At 64.3% G+C, this 14,759-nt stretch carries 16 protein-coding genes; 7 read left to right on the forward strand and 9 right to left on the reverse strand.

The window, feature by feature from the left end; translation table 11 throughout:
- Positions 1-27: 27 nt before the first annotated feature.
- Both EXN22_RS18505 and EXN22_RS18510 read right to left on the reverse strand, forming a co-directional pair.
- Positions 28-309 carry a hypothetical protein gene (locus EXN22_RS18505; protein WP_130265431.1) on the reverse strand — a complete coding sequence of 94 codons (282 nt, stop codon included), beginning with the start codon at positions 307-309 and terminating at the stop codon, positions 28-30.
- Between the two features lie 56 nt (positions 310-365).
- Positions 366-971 carry an arylesterase gene (locus tag EXN22_RS18510; protein WP_130265432.1) on the reverse strand — a complete coding sequence of 202 codons (606 nt, stop codon included), beginning with the start codon at positions 969-971 and terminating at the stop codon, positions 366-368.
- Positions 972-981: 10 nt separating this feature from the next.
- Between EXN22_RS18510 and EXN22_RS18515 the strand changes: the two genes are divergently transcribed.
- The gene (locus EXN22_RS18515) at positions 982-1,665 is read left to right on the forward strand and encodes an ABC transporter ATP-binding protein (RefSeq protein ID WP_130265433.1); all 684 of its coding nucleotides are present in this window, start codon (positions 982-984) and stop codon (positions 1,663-1,665) included.
- On the forward strand, positions 1,665-4,163 hold the full coding sequence (locus tag EXN22_RS18520) for an ABC transporter permease (RefSeq protein ID WP_130265434.1): 2,499 nt from the start codon (positions 1,665-1,667) through the stop codon (positions 4,161-4,163). The genes EXN22_RS18515 and EXN22_RS18520 overlap by 1 nt, the downstream gene beginning before the upstream one ends.
- Here the strand turns inward: EXN22_RS18520 and greB are convergent, their stop codons facing one another.
- Positions 4,164-4,640, reverse strand: coding sequence for a transcription elongation factor GreB (gene greB / locus EXN22_RS18525; RefSeq protein WP_130265435.1), 477 nt, complete (start codon positions 4,638-4,640; stop codon positions 4,164-4,166).
- A gap of 152 nt (positions 4,641-4,792) precedes the next feature.
- Between greB and EXN22_RS18530 the strand changes: the two genes are divergently transcribed.
- On the forward strand, positions 4,793-6,010 hold the full coding sequence (locus EXN22_RS18530) for a DUF3422 domain-containing protein (protein WP_130265436.1): 1,218 nt from the start codon (positions 4,793-4,795) through the stop codon (positions 6,008-6,010).
- A 12-nt stretch (positions 6,011-6,022) separates the two neighbouring features.
- On the opposite strand, the gene EXN22_RS18535 is transcribed toward EXN22_RS18530, so the two are convergent.
- From EXN22_RS18535 to EXN22_RS18545, 3 genes are all read right to left on the reverse strand, one after another.
- Complete coding sequence (locus tag EXN22_RS18535) at positions 6,023-6,331, reverse strand: hypothetical protein (RefSeq protein ID WP_130265437.1); 309 nt, start codon at positions 6,329-6,331, stop codon at positions 6,023-6,025.
- Positions 6,332-6,652: 321 nt separating this feature from the next.
- A complete protein-coding gene (locus EXN22_RS18540; protein WP_130265438.1) occupies positions 6,653-7,090 on the reverse strand; it encodes a DoxX family protein in 438 nt (145 codons plus the stop codon).
- Between the two features lie 104 nt (positions 7,091-7,194).
- Positions 7,195-8,619, reverse strand: coding sequence for an MltF family protein (locus tag EXN22_RS18545; RefSeq protein ID WP_130266862.1), 1,425 nt, complete (start codon positions 8,617-8,619; stop codon positions 7,195-7,197).
- A gap of 158 nt (positions 8,620-8,777) precedes the next feature.
- Between EXN22_RS18545 and EXN22_RS18550 the strand changes: the two genes are divergently transcribed.
- The 3 genes from EXN22_RS18550 (at position 8,778) to EXN22_RS18560 (ending at position 11,588) form a co-directional block, all read left to right on the forward strand.
- Positions 8,778-9,584 carry a TatD family hydrolase gene (locus tag EXN22_RS18550; protein WP_130265439.1) on the forward strand — a complete coding sequence of 269 codons (807 nt, stop codon included), beginning with the start codon at positions 8,778-8,780 and terminating at the stop codon, positions 9,582-9,584.
- A gap of 86 nt (positions 9,585-9,670) precedes the next feature.
- Positions 9,671-11,149 (forward strand): methyl-accepting chemotaxis protein, encoded by a 1,479-nt coding sequence (locus EXN22_RS18555; protein WP_130265440.1) that lies wholly within the window; start codon positions 9,671-9,673, stop codon positions 11,147-11,149.
- Between the two features lie 76 nt (positions 11,150-11,225).
- The gene (locus EXN22_RS18560; RefSeq protein WP_130265441.1) at positions 11,226-11,588 is read left to right on the forward strand and encodes an Mpo1-like protein; all 363 of its coding nucleotides are present in this window, start codon (positions 11,226-11,228) and stop codon (positions 11,586-11,588) included.
- On the opposite strand, the gene EXN22_RS18565 is transcribed toward EXN22_RS18560, so the two are convergent.
- The 3 genes from EXN22_RS18565 to EXN22_RS18575 form a co-directional block, all read right to left on the reverse strand.
- A complete protein-coding gene (locus EXN22_RS18565) occupies positions 11,585-12,385 on the reverse strand; it encodes an acyl-CoA thioesterase (RefSeq protein WP_130265442.1) in 801 nt (266 codons plus the stop codon). The genes EXN22_RS18560 and EXN22_RS18565 overlap by 4 nt on opposite strands.
- An 81-nt stretch (positions 12,386-12,466) precedes the next feature.
- Entirely contained in the window at positions 12,467-13,237 is a 771-nt protein-coding gene (locus EXN22_RS18570) for a CHAD domain-containing protein (RefSeq protein ID WP_130265443.1), read from the reverse strand.
- A gap of 15 nt (positions 13,238-13,252) precedes the next feature.
- On the reverse strand, positions 13,253-13,531 hold the full coding sequence (locus EXN22_RS18575) for a hypothetical protein (protein WP_028941416.1): 279 nt from the start codon (positions 13,529-13,531) through the stop codon (positions 13,253-13,255).
- Positions 13,532-13,689: 158 nt separating this feature from the next.
- Here EXN22_RS18575 and EXN22_RS18580 point away from each other — a divergent pair, with 158 nt between their 5' ends.
- The gene (locus EXN22_RS18580) at positions 13,690-14,730 is read left to right on the forward strand and encodes a patatin-like phospholipase family protein (RefSeq protein WP_130265444.1); all 1,041 of its coding nucleotides are present in this window, start codon (positions 13,690-13,692) and stop codon (positions 14,728-14,730) included.
- The last annotated feature ends 29 nt before the right edge of the window (positions 14,731-14,759 follow it).

A 14,759-nucleotide genomic window follows, 5' to 3' on the forward strand; every position in this document is an offset into this window, starting at 1 on the left:
CAAGGGATGAAAGGTTATATCAACAGGTTACAGCTGGGGCCATACCGGCCGCGTGCCACGGCGCTGGGCATCGAGAATCGCCCGGCACAGCGAACACAGGCGACGGTCGCGGTAGAGGCTGCGTTCGGCCTGGGACCAGCGCGGCTGTGCCGGCAACAGGGTGCCACACAGGGTACGGTCGGCCGAGCCACCGAGTTCGAGCTGACGGGCGACCAGGTGGACACGAATCTCCTGGCAGGCGAACAGGTCAAGCTGTTCGTCAGGCTCGATCAATTGATAGGCATACAGGGACCAGGCGGGACGCGGCATCGGGGGCTCCAAATCGGGGGCGCCACATTAGCCCAAAGCCGGTCACTATAAAAGCGTCAAAGCAGCGGTTTTAGTTGCGGCCAGGCATTTTCCAGCAACCTGGCCTGGGCGCCCTGCCCTGGATGAATGCCATCGGCCTGCATCAACTCGGGCACACCGCCCACACCTTCGAGAAAAAACGGCACCAGCGGCACCTGTTTTTCCGTTGCCAGGTTTTCGTACACCTTGGCGAAGGCTTCGGTGTAACGCTTGCCGTAGTTGGGTGGCAGGCGCATGCCCAGCAGCAGGACCTTGGCGCCGGCTGACCGCGCGTTGTCGATCATCGAGGCAAGATTTTGTTGCAATTGTGTCGGCAGTTGCCCGCGCAGGCCGTCGTTGCCACCCAATTCGAGCACCACAAGCTCCGGCTTGTGCTCTGCAAGCAGCGCCGGCAGCCGCGCCTGGCCGCCGGCACTGGTGTCGCCACTGATCGAGGCATTGATCACTTCAGCATCGAAACCCTCACTCTTCAGGCGTTGCTCCAGCAAAGCAACCCAGCCCTGGCGGGTATCCAGGCCGAAAGCGGCACTGATACTATCGCCGACAATCAGCACGGTCCCCGCTGCTGCGCCCTGGGCCATGCACATCAAGGCCAGGCCGGCACTCAATAACCACACTCGCATCGGATTCTCCATGGGCCCCAGCATTCTCAGTGCGCGCAACCTTAGCAAAGTGGTTCCCAGCGCGGAAGGCGACCTGACCATCCTGCACGAACTCTCGCTGGAATTGAAACAGGGCGACAGCCTGGCCATCGTCGGCGCCTCGGGCTCGGGCAAATCGACCCTGCTCGGCCTGCTGGCCGGGCTCGACCTGCCCAGCGCCGGCTCCGTGACCCTGGCCGGCCACAACCTCGGCCCGCTGGATGAAGACCAGCGCGCGCGGGTGCGGGCCGAGCACGTCGGCTTCGTGTTCCAGTCGTTTCAACTGCTCGACAGCCTCAATGCCCTGGAAAACGTCATGCTGCCGCTGGAACTGGACGGCCGCCGCGATGCCCGCGAGCACGCCCGCAGCCTGCTCGAACGGGTCGGCCTGGGCCAGCGCCTGAGCCACTCGCCGCGCCAACTGTCCGGCGGCGAACAGCAACGGGTGGCCATCGCCCGCGCCTTTGCCGCCGAGCCTGCGGTGCTGTTTGCCGACGAGCCCACCGGCAACCTCGACAGCCATACCGGCGAGCGTATCAGCGACCTGTTGTTCGAACTGAACAAGGAACGCGGCACCACCCTGGTACTGGTCACTCATGACGAACGCCTGGCCCAGCGCTGCCGTCGCCTGATCCGCCTGGACGCCGGCCACCTGGTCGCACCGCTGGAGCCCTGATGAAACGCTTGCCGTTGTTCCCCCTGGCCCTGCGCCAGTTGCTGCGCGACGCCCGCGCCGGCGAGTTGCGCGTGCTGTTCTTCGCTCTGCTGGTCGCGGTGGCAGCCAGTACCGCCATCGGTTACTTCGGTGCCCGCCTCAATGGCGCCATGCTGCTGCGCGCCACCGAGTTCCTGGGTGCCGACCTGGTCTTGCAGGGGAGCTCGCCCGCGCAGCCCGAGCAAATAAGCCGCGGCGCCGCACTGGGCTTGCAGCATGCGCAGGTGGTCGAGTTCTCCAGCGTCATCGCCACCGACAACGGCATTCAGCTGTCGAGCATCAAGGCCGCCAACGACGCCTATCCGCTGCGCGGTGAGCTGCGCAGCGCCGCCGAGCCCTATGGCGTCGAAACCGCAGGCGGCGGCCCGGCGCCGGGCGAGGCCTGGGTCGAGCCACGGCTGCTGGCAGCACTGGAGCTGAACATCGGCGACAGCATCGATGTGGGGATGAAAACCCTGCGCATGAGCCGGGTGCTGACCTACGAGCCCGACCGCGCCGGCAACTTCTATAGCATGACCCCGCGGGTGCTGATCAACCTTGCCGACCTTGAGGCCACCGGGGTGGTGCAACCGGGCAGCCGGGTCAGCTATCGCGAGCTCTGGCGCGGCGAGCCCGAAGCCCTGGCCAGCTACCGCGAAGCCGTCGAGCAGAATCTTGCGGCCAACCAGCGCCTGCAGGACTCACGGGACGGCAACCGGCAAATCGGCGGCGCCCTGGGCAAGGCCGAACGTTACCTGAACATGGCCAGCCTGGTGGCGGTGCTGCTCGCCGGTGTCGCCGTGGCGCTGTCGGCGAGCCGCTTCGCTACCCGCCGCTTCGATGCCAGCGCCCTGCTGCGTTGCCTGGGCCTGTCGCGCCGTCAGGCATTGAGCCTGTTCTGCCTGCAACTGGCGATGCTTGGCAGCCTTGCCGCACTGTGTGGCGCGGCGCTCGGCTGGCTGGCCCAGCTGGGCCTGTTCCAGCTGCTGCAAGGGCTGATGCCGGCGCAGATCCCTCCTGGCGGTATTGCCCCGGCCCTGGCCGGGATCGCCACCGGCCTGGTCGCCCTGGCCGGCTTCGCCCTGCCGCCGCTGGCTGCCCTTGGCCGGGTGCCGCCGCTGCGGGTACTGCGCCGTGACCTGCTGCCGGTACCGGCAAGCAGTTGGCTGGTGTATGGCGCCGCCCTGTTCGCCCTGGGGCTGATCATGTGGCGGCTGAGCCTGGACCTGCTATTGACCTTCGCCCTGCTCGGCGGCGGCCTGGTCGCCGCCCTGCTGCTGGGCGGCCTGCTGTTGCTCGGTCTGCGCAGCCTGCGCCGCCTGTTGGCCGGCAGCCCGCTGGCCTGGCGCCTGGGCCTTGGCCAATTGCTGCGCCACCCCCTGGCCGCTGCCGGACAAGCCCTGGCCTTCGGCCTGATCCTGCTGGCCATGGCACTGATTGCCCTGTTGCGCGCCGAACTGCTCGACACCTGGCAGAACCAGCTGCCCAAGGATGCGCCGAACTATTTCGCCCTGAACATCCTGCCTGACGACAAGAACAATTTTGCCCAGCGCCTGAGCGAGTTCTCCGCTGCGGCCGCACCGCTGTACCCGGTGATCCCCGGACGCCTGACCGCAATCAACGGCGAACCGGTGCAGCAGATCGTCAGCAAGGAATCCACCGGCGATCGCGCCGTGCAGCGCGACCTGAGCCTGACCTGGGCCGCCGACCTGCCCCAGGGCAACACCCTGAGCGAAGGCCAGTGGTGGCAGGCAGAACCTGCGGCCGGTAGCCTGCCGGGTGTTTCGGTAGAAGCCGAACTGGCCCTGAGTCTCAAGCTCAAGCTGGGTGACCAGCTGACCTTCACGGTGGGCGGCTTGCAACGCCAGGTGCAGGTCACCAGTTTGCGCACAGTCAATTGGGACAGCTTCCAGCCCAACTTCTACATGATCTTCCAGCCGCAAACCCTGCAGGATCTGCCAACCACCTACTTGACCAGCTTCTACTTGGCCCCCGGCCATGACCAGCAGGTGGTGGCACTGTCGCGGGCGTTCCCGGCGGTGACCATCCTCCAGGTCGATGCCCTGCTCGAGCAACTGCGCAGCATTCTCGCCCAGGTCACCCTGGCGGTGGAGTACGTGCTGTTGTTCGTGCTGGCCGCAGGCCTGGCAGTGCTGTTCGCCGGCTTGCAGGCGACCCTGGACGAGCGCATTCGCCAGGGCGCCTTGCTGCGCGCCCTGGGTGCCGGGCGCGGGCTGCTGGTCAAAGCCCGGCGTATCGAGTTCGGTTTGCTCGGCGCCGCCAGCGGCCTGTTGGCGGCGATCGGCTGCGAACTGATCACCCTGCTGCTGTACCGCTACGCCTTCGACCTGCACTGGAGCCCGCACCCCTGGCTGCTGTTGCTGCCGGTGATCGGCGCGCTGCTGGTCGGCGGCGCCGGTGTCTACGGCACGCGCCGGGCACTCAATGCCAGCCCCCTGGCAGTCCTGCGCGAGGGTTGATCAGGGTTTGACGTAGTCGATGGCGTTGACCCACCAGCACATTTCGCCAGAAGGGGTCTGGACGATGACTTCATCGCCGACCTCTTTTTTCAGCAAGGCGCGGGCCATGGGCGAGTCGATCGAGATGTAGTCCATGCGCCCGTAGATCTCGTCATAGCCGACAATGCGAAAACGCTTGGTTTCACCCTCTTCGTTCTCGATCTCGACCCAGGCACCAAAAAACACCCGGCCTTCCTGCTCCGGCGCATACTCCACCACGCGCATGTCTTCCAGGCGCTTGCGCAGGTAGCGCACGCGGCGATCGATTTCGCGCAGCAGCTTCTTGTTGTACTGGTAGTCGGCGTTTTCACTGCGATCGCCCAGGGAGGCGGCCCAGGTGACTTTCTGGGTGGTATCGGGACGCTTTACCCGCCACAGATGGTCCAGCTCCTGCTTGAGCGCCTCGTGACCTTCCTTCGTGATGATTTGCGTACTCAACAAAAATTCTCGCTTGCAGACTGACGGGGTGGCTTGCAGGGCCTGATCATCAACCCTGGCGCTTTGCTGTGCAACTGCACGTGACTCGTGCCTGCTGGCACCAGTCCCAAAGGGAAACCGCAGACAACCACAACAAATACGGTCCGCCCCGCATGCACGCCCAACGCACTGCCCTGCACAACGAGCTGCACGCCCGCCCGTCGCTGTACTTCGACGAGCCAGCGCATGTTTTCCACCTGGCGTTTCTCGGCACCGATGCCGATTGCAATGCCCTGCTGCAGCGCTGCTGCCCAGGCGCCTTCGAGGCCGATGCCGCGCAGGGCATCACCCAGCTGGACGGCCATCCGTTCAAATGGGAGCGCCATGCCGAATTCTTCACCCTGACGCTGGTGGTACCCGCCGCCAGCGCCGAGCTCAACTGGACCACCCTGCCCCCGGCCCTGGCCACAGGCATCGAACCCTGCCGTGAGCAGATGATCAATGCAGTGCAGGTGCTGGTGCGCGATGCTGAGGATCTTGACCTGAGCCGTTACGGCTTCAAAGACCCCAGCGGCTCTTGCGTGGGCGGCGGCGATGCGGTGGTGTGGAGCGATTTTCGCCTGACCGAAGATGGCACCAACCGTTTCCTGTTCATCAACCACAAACTCAATGCCTACCGCCAGGGGCGAATGATCCGCCGCCTGCTGGAGATAGAGACCTACCGGATGATGGCGTCATTGTCGTTGACCGCTGCCAAGGCCCTCGGCCCGCAACTGGATGCCTACGACCGTACGTTGGTGAATTTGTCGCAACGCAATGTCAGCAGTGATGGCGGCAACGCCAAGGCCCTGCTGGCCGACATTGCCCAGCTGTCGCGCCAGGTGGTCGGCAGCACGGTCCAGCACCGTCATCGTTTCAGTGCCACCCAGGCCTACGCACAACTGGTGTTCGAACGCCTGGGCGAACTGCGCGAAAGCCATGTCGGCGATTGCCAGCGCCTGGGTGTGTTCATCGAGCGGCGCTTCAAACCCACCGTGCGCTATTGCGCGGCCACCGAACAGCGCCTGGAACACCTGGCCGAAAGCGTGGCCAACCTGGGGGACTTGCTCCAGGCGCGGGTGCAGGTCGAGATGGAGGAGCAAAACGCTGAAATCCTGCGCAGCCTCAACGCCCGCGCCGACACCCAGATCAAGATCCAGCGGGCAGTGGAAGGCCTGTCGATCATCGCCATCAGCTACTACCTGCTGAGCCTGTTCAAACTGTTCTATGCCGGCCTGCACACCCTCGGCGCACCGTTCTCGCCCCGCGAGGCATTGCTGGGCATGGCGCCGCTGGTGGTGCTGATCATGCTGGTGATCCTGCTGCGGATCAGAAAAGCCAAGGCCCACTGAGGCCCAGGCCGATCAAGCCCGGGTAATCAGGCCCTGGCGGGCGACGCGGGTCAGGTGGCCGATGATTTCGGCGGCGTCCAGGGCGTTGGGCGCCTGGATCACGGCGAGATCGAAACGGTCGTTGGCGAACTGGCCAAGCGAATCACGGGGATCGGCAAACTGGATAAGGAAGGCGGTGTTGCGGCTGTTGCGGCGTGGCCAGCCGTCGAGGTAGCGCAGGAGGGTTGGCTGATGGCTGCCGCCCAGAAGAATACGCGGCGTACGCGTGCCTTGGCTGGCGGGCAACGGGGTCAGGCAAACGCTGGAACGTGGACAACTCATGGTTAGATCTCCGCCTCGCAAAACCCGCTGGGCTGCGGTGGGAGGCGTCACCGAACCAGCGTTTTAGCGGTATTTGGTGAAACCTCCAAAGAGGTAACCCTGCGCCCCGCAAGTAGCTGTTTAAATCGGCGCAAGTCAGCATCCTAGAGAAGCTGCGAGTGTAATGTCAACGGCCCGGGGGCGAAAAACCATTGCAATCGGACATCAAACGGTGGGAACGGCGGTGCGGCGACCCGACTTGCCCCGCGATGCGATCTGGCAGACAGAACGCTATCGCGGGGCAAGCCCGCTCCCACAGCGGCATCCAGATCAACCTCGACTTCAGCGAGCAATCAACCGATCCAACGAGCCCCGCCCTGCCCCCTCGACCAACACCGCCAAGGTCCCTGCCAGCAACGCCAGGGCAAACTCATAGCCATTGTTGGCCATGAACAGGCCGTTGCCGATATGCACCGAGAAGATCGCCACGATCAGCGTCACGGTCAGCGCCAGCGCTGCTGGCCGCACCAGCAAACCGATCACCAGGGCCAGGCCGCCAAAGAACTCGGCACCGCCGGACAGCAGCGCCATCAGCAGGCCGGGTGCCAGGCCAAGGCTTTCCATGAACTGCGCGGTACCGGCCAGGCCACCGCCGCCAAACAGGCCAAAGAGTTTCTGCGCACCGTGGGCCATAAAGATGATACCGACCAGAATACGGATGATGCTCAGGCCCCAACCGGCACGACTGGCGAATACGGCATTGAGGGTGTTGTTGTTCATGGGTCTTCCTTAAAGGGTGTGATGTGAGGTGTTGGGCGCCATATTAATCAAATCTACAGATGTTAAAATCGCAATATTTGCGACATTAAAATCGATTTATTCGATCACTTTCGCCCGCTTCCTTTGCCACCCTTCGGCTCCAGCGATTCGCGCTCGCGATCAAACGCGAGGTAGTACTTGTTGACGCTGTTGACGTAGCTCACCGGCCCCATGCCCACCTGCTCCATGGCAATGCGCTCGGTCTGGAAGAACCACTGGTTGCCATTGAGCCCGCGCCGCCGCGCTTCGGCGCGCATGGCCTGGACCCGCTCAGGGCCCAGGTTGTAGGCCGCCAGGGTGAAGGCCATGCGCTCGCGCTCGTTGAGCTGGTTGCTGGAGAAGAACTTGCGCCGAATCAGCGCCATGTACCGGGCGCTGGCCTGAACATTGCCATCGACATTGGCAATATTGCTCACCCCCACCCGCTGAGCGGCACTGGGGGTAATCTGCATCAGACCGTGGGCACCGCCGGCACCGCGCGCCGCCGGGTTCAACGCCGACTCCTTGAACGCCACGGCCGCCAGGTTCAGCCAGTCGATCTTCTGTTCGCTGGCGTGGCGCTGCAGCACCGGCCGCAGGGCTTCCAGGCGCTTGCGGTCAGTGCGCGCCAGCGGGTTGTGGACCCGGTACAAACGCCGGTAGATGCGCTCGAAAGCCGCATCCTGGTTGGCCGGCGCCTTGTAACCCTGGAGAAAGCGATCGACACTGGCGTGCAGCATCACCGCCTCGCGGCGCACGTACCAACGCATGGCCTCGGGGCTGGCGACCTGCAATTTGCGATCAACCCGCAGCTTGGGCATGACCTTGGCCCAGCGCTCGGCAATCGGCTGTTCGACCACCGTCAGGTGGAAGATCCCGGCCTGAACCATCTCCAGCACATCCTCCACCGCCAGGCTCGGGTCGACCCACTCCACCGTGATCGGCGCCAGCTTGCGCAAGGCCAGTTTCTGGTTGATCTCATGCAGGGTATCGCCAGCGGCACTCGAGCTGGTCAGGGCCAGGGTGCGCCCGGACAACTGTTCGACGCGCTGGAAGCTGCGTTCGCCCTTGCGCCCGACCAGCACCAGGGGCACTTTGTCGACCACCGGGTCGCTGGCGCTGAGGCCACGGGTCGAGGTAGGGTCGACCAGCTCACCGGGGGCGACCAGGTCGGCTTCACCGCGCTGCAAGGCGGCCAGCAGTTGCTCCTTGGCCCGCGGGATGATCTTCAGGCGGATCTGTTCGCCGTCACGGGCGCGCGCATTGAGGTAATGCTCGAAGGCGCGCAAGCGGTGGTACTCGACCCCCACCGGCTCGCCCTTGACTTCACCGGAGCTGTTGCGGCTCTGGTTGACCAGGACTTTAAGTACCCGGCTGCTGCGAATCTGCGCAAGGTCGCGCACCTGGGTCTTGGGCACGGCCTGTTGCGGCCCGGCCAGGCGCGCACTAACTGGCCCTGCAGTCAGCAGCGAGAGGCTCAGCACGATCAACAAAAACAGCGCTCGGGTCATCCGTTGCGAGGTCCGCGCGTGTGGGGTTGGCGCCATAGTTTGCAGTCGTTCCATGACAATTGACCGCAAAAGACCACGACAACTCGTTGAAGTTCTTGGCTTTATCGATTTTCTTCGAGCTTTGTTATGCTGGCCGGCCCCCGGCCTGAGGTAGCACCATGCAACTCATCGACATCGGCGTCAATCTGACCAACCCAAGTTTTGCCGACAAACACCAGGCCGTTGTCGAACGCGCCGAGGCAGCAGGCGTGGTGCAAATGATGGTCACCGGCACCAGCCTTGCGGGCAGCGAGCACGCCCTGGAACTGTGCCAGCAGCTCGATGAAAGCGCCCAGCGCCTGTTCAGCACCGCCGGTGTTCATCCCCACGACGCCAGCCATTGGTCCACAGACAGCAACCGGCAACTGCGCGCCTTGCTGGAGCAACCACGGGTGCGCGCCGTGGGTGAATGCGGGTTGGACTTCAACCGCGATTTCTCGCCGCGCCCGCAGCAGGAAAAAGCCCTGGAAGAACAACTGGCCCTGGCGGTGGAACTGCAGATGCCGGTGTTTCTCCACGAGCGCGATGCCAGCGAACGCCTGCTGGCGATCCTCAAGGACTTTCGCGATCGCCTGCCGGCGGCGGTGGTGCACTGTTTTACTGGCGAACGGGCGGCGCTGTTCGCCTACCTCGACCTGGACCTGCACATCGGCATCACCGGCTGGATCTGCGACGAACGCCGCGGCACCCATCTGCACCCGCTGGTCAGCAGTATCCCCCAGGGCCGCCTGATGCTCGAAAGCGATGCACCCTACCTGCTGCCACGCAGCTTGCGGCCCAAGCCGAAAAGCGGGCGCAACGAACCGGCCTTTCTCACCGAGGTCCTGCACGAAGTGGCACTGCACCGCAACGAAACTGCCGAGCAACTGGCAGCCCACAGTACGGCTGCCGCCCGCGCCTTCTTTAACTTGCCCGCGATTATTTGACGCATATCAAAACGTCTTGATGATCGAGCCGGCACAATGATGGCACCTTGCCAATAATGTTTCCGCTCAATCAGAGAAGACCTACCATGGGTGCCTGGCTTAGCAATATCTCCCTGAAGTACAAGTTCTGGGCCGTCAACGCGGTCGCCTTCGTCACCACCTTGTTCCTGGTGCTCTACGCGGTGCACCTGGAACAACAGGCACGGGCCCAGAGTGCGCAAAGCAAAGCCCAGGCCGAGGCGCAGTTGCTGGCGGCCTGGCCGGATGGCCAAACCCTGCCGAGCAATGCCCTGTGGCTGAGCTACAGCCCCGGCCAGACGCCGCAGTTCGAGGGGCGCAGCCTGGATGCGCTGGCCACGGCCAAGGGCTGGGTCGAGCTCGAAGGTTTGCCGGCGCTGGGTGAAAACCCGCTGACCGGCGCCCAGGTCATCAGCCGCGGTGGCCAGCAGATCGCCGTGCTCGCGCCCTCCCCCAGCCTGATCCAGGTGTTCACCGATCGCTTCACCAACTATGCCGTGTGCGTGCTGATCCTGATGCTGGCGATGCTCTGCGCCTCACAGTTGCTGATCCGCTTCCTGCTCAGCCAGCTCAACACCCTCAAGGATGTGATGCTGCACGTGGAAAAGACCGGCGACCTGTCGGCCCGCGTCCCCCTGGCCTGCGGCGATGAAGTCGGACAGATGGCCAGCGCCTTCAACGCCATGCAGACCACCTACCACCGGGTGGTCAACACCGTGGCCCGCACCGCCGCGCAGCTGGACTCCGGCGCTGCGCGCCTGGCCGCGAGCATGAACGAGGTGCGCCACGGCATGCTCGGCCAGCAGAGCGAAACCGACCAGGCCGCTACCGCCATCAACGAGATGACCGCCACGGTCTACCACATTGCCCAGCACGCCGGCGCCACCCGTGACCTGTCGCAAAGCGCCGACACCCTGGCCGGCAGCGGCCAGGAAGTGGTCAGCCGGGTGCAGACCTCGATCGCCGGGCTGTCCAGCGGGGTGCAACAGACCGCCGAAATGATCCGCCAGCTGGCCGAAGACAGCCAGAAGATCAACGGTGTGGTCGGGGTCATTCACAGCATTGCCGAACAGACCAACCTGCTGGCGCTCAACGCCGCCATCGAGGCCGCCCGCGCCGGTGACCTGGGCCGTGGTTTTGCCGTGGTCGCTGATGAAGTGCGCAACCTGGCCAAACGGGTGCAGGCCTCCACCGACGAAATCACCACCATGGTTTCGGCCCTGCAAGCCGGTACCCGCGACGCCGTGGACTTCATGCAGGAAAGCTCGTTCAAGGCCGACGATTGTGTCCAGCAGGCCCAGGAAGCCGGCGCTGCCCTGGCGGAAATCACCGGCGCGGTGGCGCAGATGCGTGAAAGCAATACGCAGATTGCCGTGGCTGCCGAGCAGCAAAGCCACGTAGCCGAGGAAATGAACCGGGCAGTGGTGAGCATTCGCGATGTGACCGAAGAGACCGTGCAGCAGACCGTCGACTCGGCAACCACCAGCAGCGAACTGGCGACCCTGGCCGGCGAGCTGAACAAAGCCATCGGCCAGCTCAAGCTATAGGCGCCATAGCCGTCCTCGATTGGCCCCTTCAACGGGGCCGCACTATTCTTCAGGCAAGCCCCTGAGGAATGTTGTCATGAGCAAACGCTTGCCCAACCTGCCGGCCTGGCAATGGCGCGGCTACCACCACAACCACCGCAACCCGACCAACCTGGTGCTGCACCTGATCGCCGTGCCGCTGTTCATCCTCGGCGTGCTGTTGGTGCTGTCCGGGCTGTTTTCACTGGACCTGGGGCAACTGGCGGTCGGCATCATTGCCCTGGTCGCCGGGCTCGGCTTGCAGCGCCAAGGGCATCGCCTGGAAGCCGAACAACCCGAACCCTTCGCCAACCGCAAGGATGCCGTCGGCCGCCTGCTGGTCGAACAGTTCATCACCTTTCCGCGGTTCGTGCTCAGTGGCGCCTGGTGGCGTGCCTGGCGCGAACGCCATCGCCGTTAAGCGAACACCGTCACCGTCTGACGACTGATCGCCAGCAGTTCACCCCCAGCCGTCCACAGGGCGGCTGAAGCATGCCCGTAGCCATCGCGAGCGTGGTCGATATGAGCGCAGTACTGGCACCAGTCCAGGGTGCTCAGGCTCGGCACCGGCTGCACGAACTCGATGGTCCAGGTCAGGGTGCTGCCCGGCGCCGGCTTGCTCAGGTGGGGCATCAGGATCGGCGGCCAGGCATCGACCAGCGCCAACAAGTGCGCTTCGCTGACCGGCTCATCCTTGACGTCACCGCGCAGGCGAACCCAACCGCCCATGCTGCGCGAGGGTGTGTTGCTAAATGGCAAGCCGCCTACCGCCCAGCGCAGGGCCAGATGACGCATGAACTCGGGAGTTACCCCCTTGATGTAAGGCAGCTCGGGCGCCGCCTCCTGCAGGCTTTTCATTGCAAATGCCGGCAACGCCGGAACATCGATCGACGAATCACGGCCAGCGCCGAAACTGCCCTGGATCAGGGTCACCACCTGGCCGTTCTGAGTGGCCCGGCCGAGCAACGAACTGACCGCCTTGCCCTCGCGCAACAACTCCACTTCAAAACTGATCGGCACCTCGGGTTCGGCCGGGCCGACGAAGGTAATTGCCAGGGAGCGCACCGGCCGTCCTGGTGAGGTCTTTGCCAGCATGGCCTCATACAGCAGGGCCGCCATCACCCCGCCAAAACAGGCGCGGCCCTGGGCCCAGCTCGAGTCGATGGTAACGGCCTGGGGATGCTGGCGGACCGCCGTGAGCAATTGCGAGAAATTCATGCCGACCTCAGCGTGCTGAAAAAAACGATCTTAACCAGCCAGCAAGCGGTCTACAGCACGCATTTCGGCCATTTCAGCGGGCTATCGCTGCGCAAGCTGCCGCTGCAGCTCATCGAGGGTAGCGTCGGCGCGCTGTTCGGCAATCGCCAGTTGCGCTCGCCAATGGCTGACGCAGGGCACCAGGTCGCTTTGCTGTTCGGCTTGCAGCAGCCATTGCAGCAAGTCGTGCCAGTCACCCAGGTCGCCCTGGGCACGCTTGAGCGCCTTTTGCTGGCGCAGGTTGCAGTGGCGCAGTTGCGGGTAGGCTTCGGCGCCATAGCGTTCGCGCTTGATCAGCAGGCGCAGGCGATGGCGGTCATGGGCGGGATCGTCGAGCGCCTGGCGCAATTGCTCGCCCTGTTTGACCAGGCGCTTGTCGATGCGCTGCTGCAAACGGCGGATCAGCCCTTGGCGCTGCGCCGCCCGCAGGAATACCGGGAAGGCATCGACAATCGCCAGCAGGCGCGCGAGTTCAGCACTGGCGGCAACCCGGGCGAAGGTCTGCGTGCGATGGGCCAGGCGCGCTTGCGCGGCCGCCACTTGCCGGCGTTCGAGCAACTGCGCAGCCAGTACCTCACGGTCACGCAGCGGTGTGGTCAAGCTGCCCAGCGCCTGGGCAGCGGCTTCCAGTTGTTCGACCCCGGGCAGTTCGCGCAGCGGCCGCAGCAGGCTGCGCAAGCGCCGTACGCCGATGCGCAGGTCGTGCAGCGCCTCGCTGTCGGTATCGGCGGCCAGGCGCGCCTGGCAGGCCAACAGGCGTACCTGCAGGCTCAGAACCTGAGCAATGACATGGTCGAGCATGGCCGACGACATGGTTTACTCCTGTGATCAACGCCCGGCACGGGACTCGCGAATGTAGAAACGGGCCTTCTCGGCCTTCTTGCTGCAGCCTTCGAACGCTTCGAACTGCTGCTGGGTCTTGGCCCCGGTCAACAGCGACAACGCCTTGGAGTAACTGACAGTACCGGCAAAACCTTCGGCCTTGGCCAGGTCGAGCTCTTTCCAGGCCGAGTCCAGCTGATTGGCGCAGCTGTCGCGGTAGGCTGTCTTGCCAGCGCAACCGGTCAGGACCAGGGCAATCAGGGGCAGACAAATCCAGGCTTTCATCGGCAATACCTCAATAGAAAAATTACAGGGTGGCGCGTTCGACGGCAAACCGCGAGAAAAGTGCCCTGATCAGCGTAGCGCAGCGCCAGCGACGATTGAAGCACAGCCATAATTAGGTGCATTGTTAGACCATGGAAGCACAACACCGGGGAAGCATCATGAAAAAGCGCGTCGCACTGGTTCTGGGTTCAGGCGGGGCCCGGGGCTATGCCCACATCGGCGTGATCGAGGAAATCGAGCGGCGTGGCTATGACATCGCCTGCATCGCCGGTTGCTCCATGGGCGCGGTGATTGGCGGGATCTATGCCGCCGGCAAGCTCGATGACTATCGCAACTGGATCGAAAGCCTGGACTACCTGGACGTGCTGCGCCTGGTGGACGTGAGCTTTCGCCTCGGCGCTATCCGCGGCGAGAAAGTCTTCGGCCAGATCCGCAAGATCGTGGGCGAGATCAACATCGAAGAGCTGCGTATCCCTTACACGGCAGTGGCCACCGACCTGACCAACCAGCAGGAAATCTGGTTCCAGGAAGGCTGCCTGCACCAGGCCATGCGCGCCTCGGCAGCGATCCCCAGCCTGTTCACCCCGGTGGTACAAGGTAACCGCATGCTGGTCGATGGCGGCATCCTCAACCCCTTGCCGATCATTCCGGTGGTGTCCAGCCACTGCGACCTGATCATCGCCGTGAACCTCAACTCGACCAACCAGAAACAGTACCAACTGCCGGTAATCGAGCGGCCGGCGGCGTTCAAGCTGCGTTTTGACAATCTGATCAGCTCACTGGGTTCGCACCTGCCGTTCCGGCGCAAACCGGCCGAGGAACTGATGCGCCTGGAGCAGGGACTGCAGCCTGAAGCTGCGCAAATCCCCAACCCCTGGCTCAGCGATGCCGCCGCCCCCGAAGCCCAGCAACCGGCGGCAGCCCCGGAAGCCGAAGGCGCGCCGAAATCGGCAACCGGTTCGTTCATCATCGACAATGTCGGGCCAGCGTCGCTGCTGGACCTGATCAACCAGAGTTTCGAGGTGATGCAGACCTCGCTTGCGCAGTACAAGATCGCCGGGTATCCGCCGGATGTACTGATCAACGTGCCCAAGCGGGTGTGCCGCTTCTTCGAGTTCTACAAGGCGCCGGAGCTGATTGCCCTGGGCAGGGAGATTGCCCGCGATACCCTGGATAACTATGAGGCGGAGCGGCGTTGATGGCTAAAAGCATCGCGGGGCAAGCCCGC

Origin of the sequence: Pseudomonas tructae, from assembly GCF_004214895.1 — a bacterium.
GTDB lineage: Bacteria > Pseudomonadota > Gammaproteobacteria > Pseudomonadales > Pseudomonadaceae > Aquipseudomonas > Aquipseudomonas tructae.